Source organism: Streptomyces sp. CG 926 (assembly GCF_003148825.1).
Lineage (GTDB): Bacteria > Actinomycetota > Actinomycetes > Streptomycetales > Streptomycetaceae > Streptomyces.
Genome location: NZ_QGGZ01000001.1, coordinates 554,009 through 574,017, shown reverse-complemented (window position 1 = coordinate 574,017; position 20,009 = coordinate 554,009). Strand labels below are relative to the sequence as shown.

Annotated in this window: 17 protein-coding genes and 1 pseudogene; 6 read left to right on the top strand and 12 right to left on the bottom strand. The window is 70.3% G+C overall.

Going from position 1 to position 20,009, the window contains the following annotated elements; all coding sequences use genetic code 11:
- Nucleotides 1-935 precede the first annotated feature (935 nt).
- On the top strand, nt 936-1,829 hold the full coding sequence (locus BCL76_RS02410) for a DNA-processing protein DprA (RefSeq protein WP_258309241.1): 894 nt from the start codon (nt 936-938) through the stop codon (nt 1,827-1,829).
- Nucleotides 1,830-2,326: 497 nt separating this feature from the next.
- On the opposite strand, the gene BCL76_RS02405 is transcribed toward BCL76_RS02410, so the two are convergent.
- Together BCL76_RS02405 and BCL76_RS02400 are read right to left on the bottom strand one after the other, a co-directional pair.
- Nucleotides 2,327-3,577 carry a hypothetical protein gene (locus BCL76_RS02405; RefSeq protein ID WP_146228300.1) on the bottom strand — a complete coding sequence of 417 codons (1,251 nt, stop codon included), beginning with the start codon at nt 3,575-3,577 and terminating at the stop codon, nt 2,327-2,329.
- A gap of 279 nt (nt 3,578-3,856) precedes the next feature.
- A pseudogene (locus BCL76_RS02400) lies at nt 3,857-4,915 on the bottom strand (serine hydrolase domain-containing protein).
- Between the two features lie 192 nt (nt 4,916-5,107).
- On the opposite strand from BCL76_RS02400, the gene BCL76_RS02395 reads away from it, so the two are divergent.
- A complete protein-coding gene (locus BCL76_RS02395; RefSeq protein ID WP_258309240.1) occupies nt 5,108-6,139 on the top strand; it encodes a phosphotransferase in 1,032 nt (343 codons plus the stop codon).
- Here BCL76_RS02395 and BCL76_RS02390 read toward each other — a convergent pair.
- From BCL76_RS02390 to BCL76_RS02360, 7 genes are all read right to left on the bottom strand, one after another.
- Nucleotides 6,136-7,221, bottom strand: a complete 1,086-nt coding sequence (locus BCL76_RS02390) for a glycosyltransferase (protein ID WP_109777629.1) — start codon at nt 7,219-7,221, stop codon at nt 6,136-6,138. The two genes, BCL76_RS02395 and BCL76_RS02390, sit on opposite strands and share 4 nt — an antisense overlap.
- Nucleotides 7,218-7,757 (bottom strand): hypothetical protein, encoded by a 540-nt coding sequence (locus BCL76_RS02385; RefSeq protein WP_258309239.1) that lies wholly within the window; start codon nt 7,755-7,757, stop codon nt 7,218-7,220. The genes BCL76_RS02390 and BCL76_RS02385 overlap by 4 nt, the downstream gene beginning before the upstream one ends.
- Nucleotides 7,758-7,831: 74 nt before the next feature.
- Nucleotides 7,832-8,725, bottom strand: a complete 894-nt coding sequence (locus BCL76_RS02380) for a PIG-L deacetylase family protein (protein ID WP_258309238.1) — start codon at nt 8,723-8,725, stop codon at nt 7,832-7,834.
- Nucleotides 8,722-9,453, bottom strand: coding sequence for a glycosyltransferase (locus tag BCL76_RS02375; protein WP_109777623.1), 732 nt, complete (start codon nt 9,451-9,453; stop codon nt 8,722-8,724). The genes BCL76_RS02380 and BCL76_RS02375 overlap by 4 nt, the downstream gene beginning before the upstream one ends.
- Entirely contained in the window at nt 9,450-10,358 is a 909-nt protein-coding gene (locus tag BCL76_RS02370; protein ID WP_181382405.1) for an aminoglycoside phosphotransferase family protein, read from the bottom strand. Before BCL76_RS02370 ends, BCL76_RS02375 begins: the two co-directional genes overlap by 4 nt.
- Complete coding sequence (locus tag BCL76_RS02365) at nt 10,355-11,215, bottom strand: glycosyltransferase family 8 protein (RefSeq protein WP_109777619.1); 861 nt, start codon at nt 11,213-11,215, stop codon at nt 10,355-10,357. Before BCL76_RS02365 ends, BCL76_RS02370 begins: the two co-directional genes overlap by 4 nt.
- 193 nt (nt 11,216-11,408) lie before the next feature.
- Complete coding sequence (locus BCL76_RS02360) at nt 11,409-11,801, bottom strand: hypothetical protein (RefSeq protein WP_146228299.1); 393 nt, start codon at nt 11,799-11,801, stop codon at nt 11,409-11,411.
- Nucleotides 11,802-11,967: 166 nt separating this feature from the next.
- Here BCL76_RS02360 and BCL76_RS02355 point away from each other — a divergent pair, with 166 nt between their 5' ends.
- Nucleotides 11,968-13,242 (top strand): Tat pathway signal protein, encoded by a 1,275-nt coding sequence (locus BCL76_RS02355; RefSeq protein ID WP_146228298.1) that lies wholly within the window; start codon nt 11,968-11,970, stop codon nt 13,240-13,242.
- A 23-nt stretch (nt 13,243-13,265) separates the two neighbouring features.
- On the top strand, nt 13,266-13,814 hold the full coding sequence (locus BCL76_RS02350; protein ID WP_109777612.1) for a GNAT family N-acetyltransferase: 549 nt from the start codon (nt 13,266-13,268) through the stop codon (nt 13,812-13,814).
- A 105-nt stretch (nt 13,815-13,919) separates the two neighbouring features.
- Here BCL76_RS02350 and BCL76_RS02345 read toward each other — a convergent pair whose 3' ends face one another.
- Nucleotides 13,920-15,089 (bottom strand): magnesium and cobalt transport protein CorA, encoded by a 1,170-nt coding sequence (locus BCL76_RS02345; protein ID WP_109777610.1) that lies wholly within the window; start codon nt 15,087-15,089, stop codon nt 13,920-13,922.
- A 177-nt stretch (nt 15,090-15,266) separates the two neighbouring features.
- Between BCL76_RS02345 and BCL76_RS02340 the strand changes: the two genes are divergently transcribed.
- Nucleotides 15,267-16,424: a winged helix DNA-binding domain-containing protein gene (locus BCL76_RS02340; protein ID WP_109777608.1), complete on the top strand. Its 1,158-nt coding sequence runs from the start codon at nt 15,267-15,269 to the stop codon at nt 16,422-16,424.
- Between the two features lie 117 nt (nt 16,425-16,541).
- Nucleotides 16,542-18,233: an AMP-binding protein gene (locus tag BCL76_RS02335; protein WP_258309237.1), complete on the top strand. Its 1,692-nt coding sequence runs from the start codon at nt 16,542-16,544 to the stop codon at nt 18,231-18,233.
- Nucleotides 18,234-18,364: 131 nt separating this feature from the next.
- Here BCL76_RS02335 and BCL76_RS02330 read toward each other — a convergent pair whose 3' ends face one another.
- Together BCL76_RS02330 and BCL76_RS02325 are read right to left on the bottom strand one after the other, a co-directional pair.
- Entirely contained in the window at nt 18,365-18,853 is a 489-nt protein-coding gene (locus tag BCL76_RS02330; protein WP_109777603.1) for a glutathione peroxidase, read from the bottom strand.
- Between the two features lie 88 nt (nt 18,854-18,941).
- On the bottom strand, nt 18,942-19,826 hold the full coding sequence (locus tag BCL76_RS02325; RefSeq protein ID WP_109777601.1) for a hypothetical protein: 885 nt from the start codon (nt 19,824-19,826) through the stop codon (nt 18,942-18,944).
- Nucleotides 19,827-20,009 lie beyond the last annotated feature (183 nt).

The window sequence follows — 20,009 nt, the reverse complement described above, 5'->3', positions numbered from 1 at the left end:
AAGGGACTCGGCGGGGCCATCCTGCCTGAGTGACCACGGAGGAGACTTCGACGCCTCCTCACCGCGCAAATCCATAGAATCCATGCAGGTGATTCCCGGGCCGCGCTGGCGCCGATTGCGCGGTCTCACTGAAGGCGCTACCCGGCGTCGAGCGAAGCTCCCGCGCCCACCTCGCCGCAGAGCTGCGCCCAGCGGGGCTTTGTTCTCCCCAAAATCTCCCCAGCGGAGAGCATTCGGAGACGATCGGCTGCTGCTTAGCGAGGCATCTGTGCACGATGGGCTACGCCACATTGACTCCGTGCGCCCTGGCCGAGCCGTCGATCCCGCCTACCCACTTCTGCCCGACTGCTCGGAGCTTCCAGATCGGCTCCGGCCCTCGGGGGACCTGTAGTCGGTACGGCTCCGCGATGACCATTGCTCTGGCGGCAGGCTCGGCGGCTGGCTGGAAGGCTCAGGCGAGGGCAGCGTATTCCCCAGCCCCGGCGGCACCAGCGAAGCGGAAAGGATGGTTGCGTCACTTTATGACCAAGATCTTTATGGCCTCCCCGGCAACACGTTGAACTTGGGAGGAGCGGATGGTCTCCTTGATATGCGCGACTCAAGGTCAGCGGGCCAGCAGGTATGGGACCAGGCCGTCGCCCTTCTTTCGCCGCCAAACCGAGGCCGAGGCTTCGTCTGGCTGGCCGTCCCCTGAGCATGCGCGGAGACAGGTCAGGTCGGTGTGCTGGCTGGAGCCTTGTGGGTGGGGTGGGCCATGATGGCAGTAGGCCCAAGTAGTAGCGCACCGCCCTTCGAACAGTTTCGGGCCGCGAGTAGAAGGAATGATCATGGCGCCTTCTGTATCCGACGCCCTCCAAAGCGGGCTGCCCGGCGAACTCCCTCAGACCCATCGAGACCTACTTGCTCTGTGTGCGCTTCGCGTCAATGACAAGTCCGTGGACTGGAGCCTGCTGGCCCGCACATGCGATAGCCCCGCGGGCATCGCGGCAACGCTCGAGGGGAACATCCGGGAGCAGTCCGAAACGGCCCGTGACAGCCTGCCGATCCTGCGTACTGGCCTACCCCACCTTGCGGAGGCCCGCGCTCGCGTCGCCGTCGAGCTGGAGGCTGCGGAGCTGGCCGGTGCGCGGATCGTCACCGTGCTGGACGCCGGCTACCCCGCGAACCTGCGGCTTGTGCCGGACAGGCCCCCATTCCTCTTCCATCTAGGAGACCTGTCGGACGCTGACCGCCGTTCGGTGGCCGTAGTCGGAACGCGAGGCGCGAGTGAGGACGGAATCAGCCGCGCGATGCGGATGTCGAAGGGGCTGGTCGCGGCAGATGTCGCCGTGTACTCCGGCTTGGCGCTGGGCATCGACTCCGCCGCGCACGTAGCGGCGCTGAACGCCGGGGGTCGGACGGTGGCAGTCCTGGGCCACGGCATCGCGTCGAAGGTCTACCCCGCGGCGAATGAGGGACTGGCCAAGCGAATCGTGCACGAGGGCGGGGCGCTGTTCTCGCAGTTCTGGCCCCTGTCGAACCCGGCAAGGTGGACCTTTCCCAGGCGTAACGTCGTCACCTCAGGAAGCGCCCTGGGCAGCATCGTGATCGAGGCGTCCAGGACCTCCGGCGCCAAGATGCAGGCGAGGATTGCGTACGAGCATGGCAAGCGCGTGTTCCTCCTGCGGTCGCTGGTCGCGCAGGAGTCTTGGGCTGCCAAGATGGTCGCCGTCGGCCGGGCTGTCGAGGTGGCCACGCTTGAGGATGTTCTTGAGCGGTTGGACACGGCACCGGCTTCGCCGACTCGTGCAAAGGAGCCTTACCATCAGCTCTCGATCGCTGATCTGTAACGAAGCCTCGTCCCGCCGACTGCAGGGCTACTGCCCCCGCTTTGTCTCGCGGCACTTGGCTGGGCTGAGGGTGCAATGAGCTGGTTCAACCGTCCGTTTTCGATGGAGCCCTTGGAGGCACTGGAGTTTCTGGTGCGGTAAACGGTGCGTTAGACCGCCGGAAGCTGCTCGGCCTGGCCGTAACTAGGCTGCATGGGATCCCAGATGATGCCCTTCGTGAGGGCACACCGGAAGGAGTCACTTCTCGGCCTCCTAGTTTTGCATCGTTGCTCGGCCGCCCCAGCGGGAGATGGACCACACCACAATGCTGGAGCTCCTCCTCGTGGGGCAGAGGTACGCCCAGCACCTGGTGACGAACTGGTCGGCGGCGAGCTCGTTCAGGAAGTCGCGGATGCGGCGCTGGTCGCGTCCTTATAGATGTGTATCGGGTTAGCGGTGACCGGTCAGCAATGGGCCAGTCCCCAGTTGCCGGAGCGCAGCACGGTCAGCACTGCGATCTACCGTGGGCTGTCGGCACCTGGCCCGATGCCGGGAATACCGGTGTCTCCAGTGATGATCTTGCGCATCGTCTCTCGGAGTAGGTCACCGGGCCCTGTACCAAAACCAGGGGAGAGGTACTCGGTGGTGAAGTCGGCCGACGTCAGAGCATTGGGGGCGAAGGCGCTTATCGTGACGCCGGGCCGCGGGGTGAAGAGCGTGTAGGGCTTGCGGTACTTGCCGATGGTCACGCCAATGACCTGCCGGGCGCCAGCCTTGGTGAGCAAGTTCCTGGCCCAGTCCAAGCTCATGCCCTCGGTGGTGAAGTCGTCGAAGACGATTACGGTCTTTCCCCTGACGGTGCTTCGGTACTTCGGATTGAGGTGAACGGTGTTGGCCTGGGTGGCGATTGAAACGGCGTCATGGCGCCCGGTGGCGCGGGCCAGGCTGGTGTCCGTCGCCTTGCTTGCCCGGACAAGCAGGTCTCCCTTGTAGTACGAGCCCACCATGACCTTGGCGGGCTCAAGAAACTCGGCGAGTTGGTCGTTGACCCGGCCAGGGGTGCTGCTTGGGTAGACGCAGAACCAGGCTCGGTGAGGCAGCGAGCCGTCCAGGTAGGCAGAGAAGAGCAGGTGCAGCATCAGGATGTCGCGCGCGCTCCCGTCCCCAATGGTCACTTTGTGGTCGTAGGTGAAGACGGTCTTCAGGTTGAAGGACGTCGGGCTGGTGCCGGGGAAGGACTCGTCGGGCTGGAAGAGCGAGCGCACCCGGAGCGCACGCTTCTCATCGTCAAGGGCGAAGATCCACTGCGGCTCGTGAAGGAGGTGCCGGTCGAGCAACCAGTAGAGGTCCGCCGGGTCGTCCGCAGTCAGGGCGGTTATTTGCTTGCCTAGAGCGCTCGCCCAGCGGGCGTGGATGTAGAGCACGCCGGCGTTGATGCCGGTCATCCAGTCCCACTCCGTGGTACCGACGATCACCAGCTGGTTCTTGCGGAGGTGGAGCCGTTCGGCCACCTGGTCCAGCCAGAGTCCACTGCCTCGAGCCTTGCGGCCGGGGATGTCTTCCTGGGAAAGGTGGAGTACAGGCTGTGGCAGCCCGACAGCGCTGCAGATCTCGACGGCGTCAATCGACTGATTTGTCAGCAGTACCCAGTTCACTCCCTGCTGGTCGAGAAGGTGGAGAAGCTGGCACATGTCCGGGTGGGGGGTTGTCGTTCCGGCTTGGAACACGGCCTTGTAGTCGAAGACCGCCGCATGCACTTTGCTTGCCACCGCACCCGCCCATCCTGCCCTGCTGCTGCGGGGCGATAGATCCGCTTGGTGCTCACATGATCCCGCATCAATCGGGGGTTGGGGGCGGGATTGGGGCGTCCTGGCCCACCGGGCTCGCCCAGTCGTGCGGGAACCGGTGTGCGTTCACAGCCCAGCCGCTGGTCGCCGGACATCTACGGAGTCGGATTGCGCATTCAGCGCAGGGCTGCGTGGACGGTCACCACGCCGCCGTACCGGCCTTCTCCAAGCCGGGCACCAACGGCCCGATTCAACGAGCACTCATGCGGTGATGTCCAGAGGTGGAGCAGCGATTGCGGTGGAACGGAAGACGTTGCGGATCTCAGTCAGGGGTTCGCGGTCACGGTTGAAGCGGAGCTTGTTGGTGAGGAGGACGGCCCAGCGGCCCTGGGTCGGGCTGATCCACATGCCTGTGCCGGTGAAGCCGTAGTGGACCCAGACGTCTTCGGCGGGGTCGGTGTCGGGGGCGGGGTGCCAGAAGAGGCCGCGGGCAGGGGTGAGGGCTCCGGTCTGGAGGCGGAGGGAGTCCTTGATCCAGGTGGGGCCGAAGGCGGCCTGGGTGGGGGTGAGTATGTGGCGGAGGAAGAGGGCGAGGTCGTCGAGGACGGAGAAGGTGCCGGCGATGCCGCAGACGCCGCCGAGGAGGCGGGCGGAGAAGTCGTGGGCGGTGCCCTTGAGGTGGGTGCCGGTGGTCTCGTCGTACTCGGTGGGGGCGCAGCGGGCCGCCTCGGTGGCGGGGAGGGGGCCGAAGCGGGTGCGAGTCAAGCCGAGGGACTGCCAGATGCGGTCGGTGGCGAGTCGGTCCAGGGGTTGGCCCTACAGGTGCTCGGCGAGGTAGCCGAGGATCAGGGCGGCCCGGTCGGTGTACTCGACGGCCTCGCCCGGTGGGCGGTGGAGGGCTTCGTGGAGGACGCCGTCGCGGATGTCCTGGGGGTCGGTGCCGTAGAGGTTCTTCAGGTTGGCGCGCAGGGGCAGGCCCGCGGTGTGGGTCAGGAGGTGGTGGGCCGTGGCCCGGGCCAGGGGGTGGCCGGCGACCTCGTCCCAGACGGTGCCCAGAGGGGCGTGGAGGTCGAGTTTGCTCTCTTCAGCGAGGGTGCCGATCGTGGACCAGACGGCGAGGACCTTGGTGAGGCTGGCCACGTCGAAGAGGGTGTCCAGCCGCATCGGTTCGTCGGGCCGGTCGGGATCGAGGAGGCCGACGGCTCCGCTCGCGCGGACGCCGTCGGCGTCCCCGACGGCCCACACCGCGCCGGGGTAGACCTCCTCGCGCACGCCGGTCTGCAGGAGGTCTTCGATTCGGGCGGTGGAGGGCGTCGTCATGGTCTCCCGATCGTCGTACGGCCGCGGGTGGTCCGTCGGTCAGGGTAGTGAGGCCGCCAGGACTGTTCCGGCTCCGCCACGGGCGGAGTCAGGCGAGCTGGTGGCGGAAGCGATCTCGGCTCGCCTCTCCCTCCGACTCTCAGTGGGGATCTGGCTGACGAATTCGGGTGTGCGAATCGGCGTCGGCGTACCGTGCTGGGGGTGACGGATACGACTCGAGAAGATGCTCTGACGGCAGTGCTGCCTAGCCTGTCCGACGCGTTCGGGCTGGGCGCGGTGAGTGATCGGCGGTTCCTTGCCCACGGCCTGATGAACCAGAACTGGCGGCTCGTGACCGCTGCTGGAGTGTTCGCGCTCAAGGAGATCACCGACGTTCCTCTGCCGAAGGTCCGCAGGAACCTTGCGGTCCTCCTGGACCTGGCCCGCGAGGGCATCCCCGTGCCGGCGCCGCTGAGCGCGGCCAACGGTGACCTCGTGGCGGAAGTCGGTGGTCACGGCTACTGCGTCCTGCCGTGGGTGGACGGCGAGCACCTCCAAGGGACGGATCTCCCGCTCGACCAGGTGCGCGATCTCGGTGCTCTGCTGGGCCGCCTCCACGAGGGCTTGCGGCGGCATGGGCCCGGCCCGGTTCCGGAGCGGGCGCCGGTGGCGAAGGTCCGCGACGTAGCCGAGGCAGACCAGGCCGCTGCTGGTCTCCTGAGTCGCTTGCCGTCCGCTCCGGTGACGGACTTCGACAAGGCTGCCACTGAGGCCCTGCACGACCGCCGCGGCCTTCTCGCGCGGTATGCCGATGCCCGGCCGGAAGGCGAGGTGCCGGCCGGGCCGTACGGGTGGACGCACGGCGATTTCCAGTACCGCAACCTGCTGCGTCGCGACGGCCGGGTGGTGGCGGTACTGGACTGGGACCGGCTCGGTGTTCGTCCGTACGGGGAGGAGGTCGCGCGGACCGCGCAGGTGCAGTTCGGGGTGGGTGGTGCCTTCGACCTCGACCGTGTTGCCGCGTTCTGTTCCGGATACCGGTCTGTGATCGATCTGTCCGAGGGTGACCTCGCCGACGCGGTGAAGCGGCTGTGGTGGAAGCGGCTGACCGACTTCTGGCAGCTGGAGTTCTACCTCGACCGCCAGGACCCCACATTCGGCGAGATGTTCCTGACGGACGAGGCACTGCTGAACTGGTGGACCGATCGCGCTGACGAGGTGCAGGCCGCCTACGCGGCTCCTTAGCCGGCGGCGGCTGCCGCCGGGATGAGCCCGGCGGCAGCCAGCTCGGGCAGGCACGGCCGGAGTAGCGGCGCTGCCCCGGCGCGGGCCCTCGCGCCGAGGCCGGCCCGGTCAGCCGTCTCGATCGCCTGTACCCAGGCGTCCACGTCGTCGGGGTGGAGGATGATTCCGCCGTCTCTCACCGCCTCGGGAATGCCGCCGCGGGACGAGCCGATCGTGGGGACGCCGTGGAGCCCGGCTTCCACGATCACCCGGGGGAAGGCGTCCTCGACCTGGGAGGGCACGAGCAGCAGGTCGTTCGCGGCGTAGATCGGGCCCATGGCGTAGGTGCGCGGCACCCAGTGCACGTTTGGGTACGCGGTGAACTCGCTGGCCGTGTCCCACCAACCCTCGACGAGGGTGAACCGGAGGGCGGGCAAGCGGCGGATCAGCTGGTGCAGGAGGGCCGCGCCCTTGGCGGGGATGGGATTGACCATCAGCACGCCGCCGGGGACGCGGCCGACTGTGCCGCGCCCCGAGGCAATGAGGGGTCCGGCGCCTTCGGCCGCCGCGAACGGCGGGTAGAAGACGACTACCTTCGTGTCGGCGTGGGCCTGGGCCCGTCCCGCGACGAACTCCGATGTGGCGAGGGCGACGTGCGGTCGGCCGTGGAGGACTCCCATGCTGTTGGCCGAGACCGAGTGCAGCCATCCGGCGACGCGCGAGGACCGGCGGGCAAGTGCGGCGAGGTCGGCGGCCCGTTCCTGCGAGGTCACTACCAGGTCCGGCCGGGCCTCGGTCAGGAGGTCCTTGAGGGTCGCTTCCACCCTGTCCTGCGGCACGGCCCGGCACGAGACGCCGTTCCACCGGTAGCGGACCTCCCCGCCGGCCTCCTCCCACACGGTTCCGTGGGCCCGGAGGTGGGCGCGCAGGTGGCCGATCTGGGCAGACCCGTTCCAGGGAGCCTCGTGGCTGCCGAGGTAGACGACCTGCCACCCGGCCCGGACGAACTCTTCCGCCAGAAGCTGCTGAGAGACCTCCGCGCCCCCGATCAGTAGCGGTGGCGGGGTCCGCCGCCATACGAACACCACCGTCGGGCCGGTCACCGGACACCCGCCCAGTATGTGAAGAGGGCTTGCACGACGGCGGCTGTCTCCTGCCGGTCGCCGTCCCCGGAGGCGATGGCCAACTCCGCAGTCGCCGGGCGGTGGGCCGGGCGGCAGAAATAGTCGCGGAAGTGCGTGAGGAAGGCGGGGTCGTGGAGGAAGTATTCCGGCTCGACCTCGTGGTGTCCGGCGGCCTTGCGCCGCAGGTGTAAGAGCTCGGGCGTCACGTCCAGGTACAGGGTGTGGTCCGGCCTCAGGTGTGGCATCTCCTCGGCCAGACGGGTCAGTTCGGGCAGGACGTCGAAGCCGTAGATCTCGTCCATGGCGTGAGCGTGGGCGAGGAGGGTGTCGACGGTCCGGTCTAGGACGACCAGCCCGCCGTGGCGGCGAGCTGCGTCCACGCGGTTGCCCTCGATCTCCATGAACGTCATGAACGCCTCCACCTGCTCGTCTGCCGACCGGGTGGAGGGGGTGGGGATGTCCTCGCGGCGCGCGAACGACTTCACATAGCAGGAGAAGAACAACGCGTCCTGCATTGCCGGCACCCCGCGTAGCCGCCCCAGGGCAGAGGTCTTGCCCCCGTACGAGGGGCCTTCCAGGCCGAGGATCATCACGACCCCCCGAGCCGGTAGAAGCGTTCCGCGAACTGGCCCCGCAGGCGGCTGTCCGGGTCGGGCAGCAGGTTGGCGGCGACGGTGTGGGCGTGCCGGATCGGCCGGTACATCTTTCGCGCGGGATGCATCTGCGAGCCGTGCATGTGCAGCAGGGTCACCTTGTCGAGGACGGTGGCGGTGATGTCCTCCAGCTCCGGTTCGAAGACGCCGCTGGCCCGCTGCTGGAACAGCTGCCGGTCGCAACCGGACAGCCCGTAGGTGGACCAGAAGGCGACGTCCTCCCAGAACCAGCGGCAGCCCAGGCGGCGCGCCGCCTCGTGGACGGCGAGGTGGTCAGGGTGGCGCGTAACGGCGGCCGGGGCGAGCAGCTCCGCGTCTTCCATCCCGTCCAGCACCTCGGCGAGTTCGGAGGTGATCCGGTCTACCTGGGCGGGCTCGGGTGCCCGATAGGGCTTCTCGGCGTCCTTGTGCCCCAGGTCGACCCTGGCCGCCCCCAGGGGCAACAGGGACTGGGCGGCTTCCCGGTCGCGGAGTTCGGAGACCGTTTCCACGCTGTTGTAGGTGCTTTCGAGGGAGGGGTGGATGCTGCGGGAGCGGGTGAAGACGGTGACCACGGTCAGCGGTCGGGGACGGGCGAGGAAGGTTCCGGAGGCGGACAGGACGAAGTCGTCGTGGTGGGGTTCGATGACGACCACCGGCCGCCCGGACGGCTTGCGCGGCTCGATCCAGTACGGCGCGAGGGTCAGCGGCGCCGTCAGCGTCATGATCTCCTTCGCCCGGGTCAGGGAGTCCATCCAGGACCGGTGTGCGGTCAGGAGGTCGGTGGGGAAGGTGTAGATGCCGTCGGCGTCCGGCAGGGGCAGGCGGGTCACCTGGGGTTCTCCGATCATCGGACGGTGGTGGCGTACCAGTTGCGCCAGAAGCGGGGCGAGGTCAGGCCGAGGCGGACGACCACGGGGTTCTGCCACCAGAGCATCCGGGCCGTGGACCAGGCGTCGTAGCGGCGGGTGGAGGGCCGCACGCGGAGGTCTTCGAGGACCGCGACTGGCGCGCCCGTGCGGCGGCTGTAGGCGGTCAGGCGGGCGAAGAACTCCATGTCCTCGCTCATGAAGTAGTCCGGCCGGTAGCCGTGTACTGCCTTGAAGGCGTCCCGGGTGCAGAACTGGTTGACGCCCTGGGCGCCCCCGTGACGGGAGCGGTGGTGGTCCCAGTAGGCGCACAGCAGACGGGCCCCGAACCGGGCGGGGGTGTAGAGCGGTGGGATCGCCCCGCCGACGGCCCCGGCGTCCATCGCGGCAACGGCGGCCGTGATCCCCTCCAGCGGCAGGGCCACGTCTGCGTCGACGAAGAACAGCATCCGCCCCTCGGCCTCGCGTGCTCCGGTGTTCCGGGCCAGGCCGATGCTGCGGACAAGCTCCGTCACCACCCGGGCGCCCAGGTCCTTCGCGACGGGGGCGGTCTCGTCGGTAGAGGCGTTGTCCACGACGATCACCTCTCCGCGCCGGCCGGAGCCTGCCTCCCAGGCGCGCAGGGACGCGAAGACGGTGGGCAGATAGCGGGGCAGGTACTTGGCCTCGTTGTACGCGGGGATGATTACCGACAGATCGGGATCGGTCACGGGTCGGTCCTTCCTGGTTGCGGGGGCAGAGCAAGATGCAGTCGGGCGGCCCAGGCGTCGCGGTCGCGGCCTTCCCTATGGGCGGCGTAGGTCCAGCCGCGTGCGGCCTGGAAGGCCACGTAGGCGTCCAGGAGCCCGGTGTCGACGGGCCGTCCGTATGCGGCGGCCACGAACAGCCGATCGGACGGCTCCAGGGCGTCGCAGGTCACGAGGGTCTGGGCGAGGTCGTACTCGGGGACCTCCACGGTCGCGGCCTCGAAGTCCACGAGGTACTCGGGGAGGCGGGGCCGGCCGCGTTCGCCGACGGTGAGGCGTCGGTCGCCTCCGCAGATCACGTTCTCCAGGTGGAGGTCTCCGTGGCACCACACGAGTCGTTCCAGACGTGCCCCGGCCGCGATGACCTCCAGGGCGGGAGCGAGCCGGACGAAGACCTGCTTGGGGCAGTGGGCGGCCAGAGCGCTGACCTGCTGGCCGATGCTTGGCGCCAGGGGGACTTCGGCCGGAGCCTTGACGGTATGGAATGCAGCCATCAGCAGGGCGATCCTCATCAGTGCCGCCGGACGCGGCATCTGCCCGGCTCGGACGGCATCCCCCAAGGTGCTCGTTCCGGCATCGGTGGTGACCAGGGCAGAGACGGTCAGGCCGGGAACCGGCCCGTACCCGATCACGGTCGGCACCCGCACCCGCCCGGCGGCGGTGACGGCGGCCAGGAGACGGGCCTCGTCGGCTGCTCCGTGGGAGCCGTTGGCCGCGAACAGCTTGACCACCACCGGGCGGCCGTCGGCCAGACGGACGCGGTAGACGGCCGTTTTCGGTCCGTTGCGGACGCGGACCGTCTCGGCCGGAGCCGACCCGGCCAGTTCCGTGCAGGCCCTCTCTACTGCCAGGACCGTGCCGCCAGTCACCGTGCACCTGCCCTGGCCAGGTGCCCCAGCGTGCGGTGCATCTGCTGCCGGTAGGTACGCACGTCCTCCGTGCCGGGGCACGAGCGCATCCACGGCTTCTGGCCCCCGACGAAGTGCACCACGTGCCCGTCCCGGCGGGTGACCGGGCGGCGGAGGACCCGGCGGACCCAGTCCCCCCGCTCGAGGAACCGATCCACCTCGAACCGGTTGAACACCGGCCCGACCGGGTGCGCGGTCCCGGAGGACAGCAGCCACAGGTTCAGGGCGCACTGGTCGTTGTGCTTGATGTACTGCCGCCCGCGGACCAGGGCCCGGTGGACCCCGGTCCGCATGGGGGCGAGCATTGGCGCGGGGACCCACAGCATCCCGGCGTTGAAGTAAGTGCGCCCGACCAGGTGGGGCCAGCGCTCGGCGACGCCGGGCAGTGCCGGGCACTGGCCGACGGCCGGGTTGAACTCGTCCTGCACGGCGCCGATCCGGTCCGCCGGCAGTCCGTCCAGAGGCGTGGAGAGGTCGGCGCGTACGTGGACGTCGGCGTCTACGTAGATCAGGAACGGACGGTCGAGGAAGCAGGGGGTGAATCCGAACCTCAGGTAGGTGGCGACCGAGATGTAGGCGGTGTCCGCCATGACGCTCTCGGGCGGCGGGGTCTGCCAGCGCAGGTCGAAGGAGCCGAACCCGCAGCGGCGGGCGAAGGACTCCATCACGGCGGCCTGCCCCGGGGACAGGCCGTTGGTCAGTACCCGTACCGCGCTCTCGCGGCGGTCGGCCCCCGGCAGGTGGTCGGCGACCGAGCCGAGCGTGACCAGGGCGGGTAGCAGGTAGCGGGCATCGACGCACATGCCGATCGCGTACACGCGGGTGCCTCCAGGGCGAGGTTGGAAGAGACTGGCCGACAGGGCCGGGGCATGGTGGCCGGCTCCTCGCTCGTATCCGGGGGAGCCGACCCGCCTCACCGGTGTCGGCGAGGTGCTGCGGTCACCTGCTGCGGCCGGGCAGGTGGAGGGCTTCCGGCACCGGCGCCCCAGGCAGGCCGGCGCCGGAAGCGGTTCAGACAAGCCGCAGGAGGTCCGTGTTCCGGGCGAGGTGGGCCACCGACTTGGCAAGTAGCCGCAGCGCTATCGCCGGATCGCTCCCGCAGTCCCGGGCGACCCTGCGGGCGAACCGCACGGTGCCGGCCGCGATGTCCTTGTCCCGGCTCTCCGGCAGCAGGGCCGCGTACCGTTCGGCGGACACCGCGAGGGTATGGACGTGCCCGCGCAGCCGCTCCCGCAGTCGTACGGCCACCTCTCCGGCCGGGTGGTGGTCGGCGAGGGCGAGGGCGGCCTCGACGTCCCCGACGACAGCGGCGGCCGCGGAGGCGATCACGGTCTTCTGGTTGGCGGAGGTGACCGTGGGCACCTCGGCCGGGGCTGCCGCTATTTCGTGCGCGAGTACGGTCACGATTCCGCTCCCATCCGCCTGTTGCCGGTTCGGCTGTGCGGACAAGTAACCCTCGTCCGAGCCGTGTTGGACATGACGAATCCGCTCGCAGCTACTCGCGTGACCACTGACGAAAAGTCCCGACCTGCGCTACCTCGGATGGCGGCCCCACCCCTACCGTGACTGCATGGTGCGGAAGCGGAACGCGGAATTAGAGACCTGGATGAAGGAACACGGGCTCAGTGCGGGCGCTCTTGCCGAGCAGGTCAACGACGCCATGGCGGACCTCACCGGCCACCGCGGCGCCGTCACCGAACGGACGGTCTACCGGTGGCTGTCGGGAGAGAACCGCTCGCCCCAGGACCGCCAGTGGCAGGCCCTGGAGGCCGTCTCTGGGCTTCCTGGGGCCGACCTGGGGTTTGTGCCCCGTGCCCGCCCCCGCCCCGCAACGCCCTCAGCACGACTGGAGGACCCTGTGCTTGGCCGTCGAAGCTTCATCTCCGTAGCCACCGGCGCCGCCGTCGCCGTGTCCACCGGCACCGCGACCGCAGCCACCCGACCCACCGTCGGACACTCCGACGTCGACCGCCTGCGCGTCCTCCTGGCCGAACTGTGGCTCCTGGACGACCAGAACGGCGGCGGCCCCGTACTGGAGAAGCGCGCCGCCGACCTCGCCGCCCGTACGATCAGCCTCCAGCAGCACGGCTCCGCCAGCCAGCGCGTCCGCTCCCGCCTCTATGCCGTCGCCGCGTCCTTCACGGCCTTCGCCATGTTCTCCGCCATCGATGCCCGCCGGCTGGGGGAGGCCCAGCGCTACCTGGAGCAGTCCGTCACGCTCGCGGGACTTTCCGGAGACGGTCAGGTCCAGCACCAGACCTGGCGGTACGCCGCCATGCTCGCCGGACAGCGCGGCCGGTACGCCGACGCCCTCGCCGCGGCCGAAGCCTGCACCGGCACCCGGCCACACCGCACCGACCCCCTCTACGCCTCGCTGACCCACTCCCGCATCGCCCTGACCGCCGCCAGCCTCGGTGACAAGACCCGCGCCCTCCGAGCCTTGGACCGGGCTCACGGTGCCTACGACCGGGCCGATCCCGCCGAGGCCCGTCCGTCCTCCGTCGCCTTCTACACCCGGGGCGAGCTCCACGGCCTGACCGGAATCACCCACTACCGGCTCGGCGAGGCGGAGAAGGCCGAGTTCCATGCCCACCGGTGCATTGCCGACCTCCGCGACGACCAGCACCGCAACCGCGCGTACTACCTCTCCCAGGCGGCCCTCGCGCAGGTCGCGCAGGGCGACGTCGAGCAGGCCGTGGCCACCGCCACCCGCGTCATCGCCCCGACCGGCGCCGACGCCGGCCGGGTCCCCCACCTCCTGGGCAGCTTCACCTCCGCACTCAACCAGGCGGCCCCCAAGTCCGCCGTCACCCGCCAGTGGAACGACCGCACCCGCACTGCCTGAACCGTCACGCGACAAGGAGCACCATGCCCACCCCGGAGATCACCCTCCACCGCTACGGCACCGACCAGCTGCCCACCATCCGACCCACCCTGGTCGGTGTGTACGCCGAGGTGTACGAGAAGGAGATCGGCGAGGACCCGTTCTTCTCCGTCGACCGCTTCGAGGGTCGTCTCACCGGCCACTCCTCCCGCCCGTCCTGGGAGGCCGTGGTCGCCTACGACGGTGGCGAGGCCGCCGGCTACGCCTACGCCGCGGCCCTGCCCCAGAACACCGGCTGGTGGGCCCACATGCTCCAGCCCCTCCCGGAGGCGGACACGACCGAGGACGGCACCCGAACCCTCGCCCTCTTCGAGATCATGGTCCGGGCTCCCTGGAGGGGCACGGGTCTGGCCCACCGGATCCACGAGGAACTGCTGGCCGGTCGCACTGAGGAGCGCGTCACGCTGCTCGTCGAGCCCGGCCACCCGAAGGTGAAGGCCCTCTACGAGGGCTGGGGGTACCGGCACATCGGTGATCAGCAGCCGTTCCCGGACGCCCCGGTGTACACCACGATGCTCCGCGCACTCAGGTGACGGCTGTACGTATGCAGGGCGATCCTGAGGCCGGGCATGGGAACCCCGGGCATGCGTCCTCGCTCGTGGATTCCGGGGTCGCGATCAAGCTCGTGCAGTGGGCCGCTAGAGCCAGTCGCGCTTCTTGAAGATGACGTACAGGCTGACGCAGACCACCGCCATGAGGAGGATGGCGAAGGGGTAGCCGCCGGCCCACTTGAGCTCCGGCATGTCTTCGAAGTTCATGCCGTAGATGGTGCCGACCAGGGTGGGGGCGAAGAGGATCGCGGCCCAGGCGGAGATCTTCTTGATCTCCTCGTTCTGTTCGAAGCCCGCCTCGGCCAAGGCGCGCATTTCGGCGTTCTGTTGTTGGGAGACCAGGGTGGCGTTGACCGTCAGGATCTCGGTGAGGGCCTGGCGGAAGCCGTCGACGCGTTCGCTCGTGTGCGTCACGTGGTCCGCCACGTCGCGGAGGTAGCGCTGGAGTTCCTCGTCCGTGCCGTACTTCGCGAAGCCCGCCATCAGGCCGTGGAGCATGCCCACCAGGGGGCGGGTGGCGCGTTGGAACTCGACGATCTCGCGGGAGAGTTCGTAGATGCGGCGGGAGACCGACGGGTCGCCGCGGAAGACCTCCGTCTCGATCTCGTCGATGTCGGTCTGGACGCCCTCGACGACCGGGGCGTAGCCGTCGACCACCGTGTCGAGGATGGCGTACAGGGCCGCCTCCGGGCCGAGGGACAGGAGTTCCGGGTTGCCCTCCATCCGGCGGCGGACCGCGGAGAGGTCCGGGGCGCCGCCGTGGCGGACCGTGATCAGGAAGTCCGGGCCGACGAAGATGTGGAGCTCGGCGAAGTCGACCTCCTCCTGCGCGTCGAGGTAGCGGGCGGCGCGCAGGACGACGAAGAGGGTGTCGCCGTAGCGCTCCAGCTTGGGGCGCTGGTGGGCCTCCAAGGCGTCCTCGACGGCGATTTCGTGGAGGTTGAACTCGGCTGCCAGGGAGTGGAGTTCGGGCTCCGTCGGGCGGTGCAGCCCGATCCAGGCCATCCCGTCGGGCTCCTCGCGCAGCTGCCGGAAGGTCTCGGCGAGGGTGGCGGGGGAGGCGATCCGGCGGCCGTCGCGGTAGACGGCCGAGTCGATCACGCTGCGGTGGTCCTGGGGAGCGGCCGCCGCCGGTGCGGACCGCGGGCCGGTCGGGGGTCCTGCCGGCGGGGTGGCGGCGGTCGGGTCGGCGGGGCGCCGCCACCCCGCGCGCTTCGCGGCGGACGGCGAGGGGCGGCGGTCTGGACGCTCCGACATCGCAGGTCAGCTCCCGGTCGAACGTGTGTTTACGGGCAAGGGGCAGGATATAGGGGAGAAAGGGGCGTCCGGGTTCGGGGAGGGCCGTTTCCGGTCCGCCTGAGGCTGGGGGTCGGTGTTGGTGTCGGGTTGATGTTGCGGACGGAAGCTGTCCGCAAAGGGGGCTAGCTTGCTGCCATGGCTTCCAGGACGACACACCCCGTACTCGACACCCGCGCTCTGAACCGTGCCACGCTCGCCCGCCAGTTGCTGCTCAGCCGCGCCGAGATGTCCGCGGGGGACGCCGTCGCGCACCTGCTCGGGCTGCAGGCGCAGAACGTGAAGCCGCCCTACTTCCAGCTGCACGCCCGGCTCGCCGACTTCCGGCCCGCCGAGCTGGCCGGGCTCATGGAATCCCGCGAGGTCGTCCGGATGGTCACCATGCGGTCGACGATCCACACGCACACCGCCCACGACGCCCTGACCCTGCGACCCCTGGTCCAGCCCGCCCGCGACCGCGAGATCACCTACTTCCGCAAAGGGCTCACGGGAGTGGATCTGGACCGGCTCGCGGAGCGCGCCCGCGCCTTCGTCGAGAGCGAGCCGCGCACCATGGGCGAGATCCGCGAGGAACTGCTCCAGGAATGGCCCGACGCCGACCCGCAGTCGCTGTCCGTCGCCGCCCGCTGCCGGCTGCCGCTCGTCCAGGTCACCCCGCGCGGCGTGTGGGGGCGTAGCGGCCAGGTCCGGCTCACCACCGTCGAGAGCTGGCTCGGGAAGCCCGCCGGCGCCGCGCAGCCCGTGGACGAGGTCGTGCTGCGCTACCTCGCCGCCTTCGGGCCCGCCTCCGTCAAGGACATGCAGACCTGGGCGGGACTGACCCGGCTGCGCGAGGCCTTCGAGCGGTTGCGGCCCGGGCTGCTCGTCTTCCGCGACGAGAACGGCGTGGAGCTCTTCGACCTGCCCGACGCGCCCCGGCCGGACGCGGACACGCCGGCCCCGCCCCGCTTCCTCCCGGAGTTCGACAACCTCCTGCTCTCCCACGCCGACCGCACCCGCGTGGTCCCCCCGGAGATCAAGGGGCGTACGTGGACGGGGAACCAGGCCCACTGCACTCTGCTGGTGGACGGGTTCCTCGCCGGCCTGTGGAAGCTGGAAGGGACGGCGCTCACCGTCGAGTTGTTCGGCCCGGTCCCGAAGGCCGCGAAGGAGGAGATCGTCGCCGAAGGTGAGCTGATGGTGGCTGCGTTGGCGGACGGGTCGCCGGACGGGGCGCCGGACGGGTCGGCGGAGGGGATGGGTGGGGCCGGCGGGGCCCGTGGGGTGTCCGTACGGTTCGCAGCGATCAAGGGCTGATACGCGCGCCCTCCCCGGACGGCCCCGTCCCGTACGGTCCCGGACGGCCCCGAGCCGTCAACTCGCGGCTGACGCCGCACTGGTGGTCCGTACACCCAAGGCGGCACGATGCCCGTCATGACGACCGAGAGCACGCACGACGACGCCACCTCCCGATTCCTTGCCGCGCGGGACTTCCTACTGGAACGCCGCGGCGACTACGAGGCCGCCCATGCCGGATTCACCTGGCCCCGCCCCCACCGCTTCAACTGGGCCCTGGACTGGTTCGACCACATCGCCGCCGGGAACGACGCCGACGCCCTGCGCATCGTCGAGGAGGACGGCACCGGCCGAAGCCTCACCTTCGCGGAGCTCGCCGTACGGTCCGGCGCCACCGCCAACTGGCTCCGCGCGCAGGGCGTCGCGCCCGGCGACCGGATCCTGGTCATGCTCGGCAACCAGCACGAGCTGTGGGAGGTCATGCTCGGCGCGATGAAACTGCGCGCCGTGGTCATCCCCGCCACCCCGCTGCTCGGCCCGGCCGACCTGCGCGACCGGGTCGAGCGCGGCCAGGTGCGCCACGTCATCGCGCGCGCCCTGGACACGGCCAAGTTCGACGAGGTGCCCGGCGACTACACCCGGATCGCCGCCGGGGACCAGGTCCCCGACGGCTGGCTGCGACTGGCGGACACGGCAGGCGCCGACGGCGATTTCACACCGGACGGCGAGACCCTCGCCACCGACCCGCTGATGCTGTACTTCACCTCCGGCACCACCGACCGCCCCAAGCTCGTCGAGCACACGCACGCCTCGTACCCCATCGGGCACCTCTCCACCATGTACTGGCTCGGGCTGCGCCCCGGCGACGTGCACCTCAACATCGCCTCGCCCGGCTGGGCCAAGCACGCCTGGTCCAACCTCTTCGCCCCGTGGAACGCCGGAGCGACCGTCTTCGTCCACAACTACACCCGCTTCGACGCCGAGCGACTGATGGCCGAGATGGACCGGCACGGCGTGACCACCTTCTGCGCCCCGCCGACCGTGTGGCGGATGCTGATCCAGTCCGACCTCACCAAGTTGGCCCGTCCCCCGCGCGAGGCCGTGGCCGCCGGGGAGCCGCTCAATCCGGAGGTCATCGAGCGGGTCCGCGCGGCCTGGGGCGTCACCATCCGTGACGGCTTCGGCCAGACCGAGACCACCCTCCAGGTCGGGAACTTCCCCGGGGTGCCAGTCAAGCCCGGCTCCATGGGCCGACCGGCGCCCGGCTATGAGATCGTCCTGCTCGACCCGGTCACCGGCAAGGAGTCCGCCGACGAGGGGGAGCTCTGCGTGGACCTGCGCACCCGGCCCGCCGGGGTGATGACCGGCTACCGGGACGACCCCGAGCGCACGGCCGAGGCCATGGCCGACGGGCTCTACCGCACCGGGGACATCGCCGCGCGGGACGCCGACGGGTACCTCACCTACGTCGGGCGCTCCGACGACGTGTTCAAGGCCTCGGACTACAAGATCAGCCCGTTCGAGCTGGAGAGCGCCCTGCTGGAGCACGAGGCGGTGGCCGAGGCCGCCGTCGTCCCGGCCCCGGACGCGCTGCGGCTGGCGGTCCCGAAGGCGTACGTCACCCTCGCGGGCGGCTGGGAGCCCGGGCCGGAGACGGCCCGGGTGCTGTTCGAGCACTCCCGCGCGGTGCTGTCCCCGTACAAGCGGATCCGCCGCATCGAGTTCGCCGAGCTCCCCAAGACGGTGTCCGGCAAGATCCGCCGGGTGGAGCTGCGGGAGCTGACCGCTGCCGGGTCGGCGGGGGAGTACGACGAGGCCGACCTGGACTGAGCGCCATCGCCTACGGGCCACCTGCGTGCCGTCCACGGGCTTCGGGCCGCCTTCGGGCCGTCCACGGCTCGCCGCGCGCGGGCGACCCGTGGACGACGACCCTGCGACCCGAGGGGGTACCGACAGCGGTGCTACGCGGGCAGGTGCGCCTCGATCGCGGCGATGACCTCGGGGGCCTCGGGCTCGGTGCGCGGGCGGAAGCGCGCCACGACCTCGCCGGCGGGGGAGATCAGGAACTTCTCGAAATTCCACTGGATGTCCCCGGCCGCGCCGTCCGCGTCCGGGGTCTTCACCAGCTCCTGGTAGAGCGGGTGCCGGTTCTCGCCGTTGACCTCGGACTTCTCCAGCATCGGGAAGGTGACGCCGAAACCGGCCGCGCAGAAGGTCTGGATGTCCTCCGCGGTGCCGGGCTCCTGCTCGCCGAACTGGTTGCAGGGCACGCCGATGACCGTGAAGCCCTTCGCCTCGTACGCGAACTGCAGGCGGGCCAGTCCGGAGTACTGCGGGGTGAGCCCGCACTGCGAGGCGGTGTTCACCAGGAGGATCGCCTTGCCCTTGTGGGCGGCCAGGCTGGTGGGCTCGTCGGACAGGGTGGTCAGCGGGATGTCGTACAGGCTCATCGGGCTCTCCTGGGCAGGAAGTAGGCAATGCCTACGAGCTTAGGGGGTAGCTTGCCGATCCTGCCGGGTCCTCGCGTTCCGGGTCGGCCTACGCGTCCGGGCCGACCAGCGCGTCCGCCGGGTCGTTGACCGGCTGCGGCATGCCCGTCAGGTCCATGACGAAGAGAGGTATCCCGAGATCGTCCGCTCGGGCCCGGGCGTCCTCCGTATAGCCCGCGAGCGCGAAGTAGACGCTGGTCGCGGAGGCCGTCAGCCCGTTCAGCCAGACGCACTCCACCGCCCGCAGCCCGGCCGGCGCCGTGGTCGGGTCCACCTGGGCCACCAGGCCCGGAGCCCGCAGGTCCACGGTCGCCGCGGGGATCGGGCGTCCGTCTGGCTGCCGTACGTCCCGGAAGCCGAGCCAGCGCAGGTACAGCGCGGCCGTGGCCACCGCGTCGCGGGCCGTACGGATGGTCACCGGCCGGAACGCGGGGCGCGGCACGGGCGGGGCCGGCGGCGGCGGAATGTGCGCCGGACGCCCCTCGGCGGCCCCGCCCGCCCCGCCGGTGGTCCCGCTCACCGGGCCTCCCGCCGGGCCGCTCACCGGGCCTCCCGCCGGCCACGGCCCGGCGCCGTCCGGGTCCGTCCGGGCGCCCACCGGGGACGAGCCGGTCGCCGACGAGCCGGTCGCCGACGAGCCGGCCGGGCCCGCCGGGGACCCCGTCCCCTCCAGCGGGTGCACCGGAATGAGGACCACCGTTCCGCACGAACCGCAGCCCAGCTCCGGATGCGGCCATTCGCTCTCCCGGCCGCAGGTCGTGCAGCGCACCGTCACCCAGGTGTCCGACCACGTCCGGTGGGTCAGCGGAACCGGCGGCGCCGACAGGTCCAGCGGGGGATGGACCGGGCTTCCGCAGGCGCAGGGGAAGACCGGGGCGGTGTAGCCGTTCTCGCGCAGGCACGCCGGGCAGCGCACCGGTACCGCTTCCGCCATGAGACCTGGACCCCCTCCGTCGCTGTGCGTAGGTCCATGCTCCACCACCGGCGACCGCCGAGGGGTGGCCGTGCGCCTTTTCCGGGGGATTCCCGTCGACGGATCAGTGATTTGTACAAGTCGGCGACCGACTTGCGGCTTTTCATGCCTTCCGGGGTCCCCTACCGCCTTGACGTCGCAGGA

What these genes read in the sequence shown, in the direction of transcription:
- BCL76_RS02385 (WP_258309239.1), bottom strand. Translation starts at nt 7,757, where the DNA reads ATGCAGGACGCGTTGTTCTTCTCCTGCTATGTGAAGTCGTTCGCGCGC.
- BCL76_RS02380 (WP_258309238.1), bottom strand. Translation starts at nt 8,725, where the DNA reads ATGATCGGAGAACCCCAGGTGACCCGCCTGCCCCTGCCGGACGCCGAC.
- BCL76_RS02355 (WP_146228298.1), top strand. Translation starts at nt 11,968, where the DNA reads ATGGTGCGGAAGCGGAACGCGGAATTAGAGACCTGGATGAAGGAACAC.
- BCL76_RS02350 (WP_109777612.1), top strand. Translation starts at nt 13,266, where the DNA reads ATGCCCACCCCGGAGATCACCCTCCACCGCTACGGCACCGACCAGCTG.
- BCL76_RS02345 (WP_109777610.1), bottom strand. Translation starts at nt 15,089, where the DNA reads ATGTCGGAGCGTCCAGACCGCCGCCCCTCGCCGTCCGCCGCGAAGCGC.
- BCL76_RS02340 (WP_109777608.1), top strand. Translation starts at nt 15,267, where the DNA reads ATGGCTTCCAGGACGACACACCCCGTACTCGACACCCGCGCTCTGAAC.
- BCL76_RS02335 (WP_258309237.1), top strand. Translation starts at nt 16,542, where the DNA reads ATGACGACCGAGAGCACGCACGACGACGCCACCTCCCGATTCCTTGCC.
- BCL76_RS02330 (WP_109777603.1), bottom strand. Translation starts at nt 18,853, where the DNA reads ATGAGCCTGTACGACATCCCGCTGACCACCCTGTCCGACGAGCCCACC.
- BCL76_RS02325 (WP_109777601.1), bottom strand. Translation starts at nt 19,826, where the DNA reads ATGGCGGAAGCGGTACCGGTGCGCTGCCCGGCGTGCCTGCGCGAGAAC.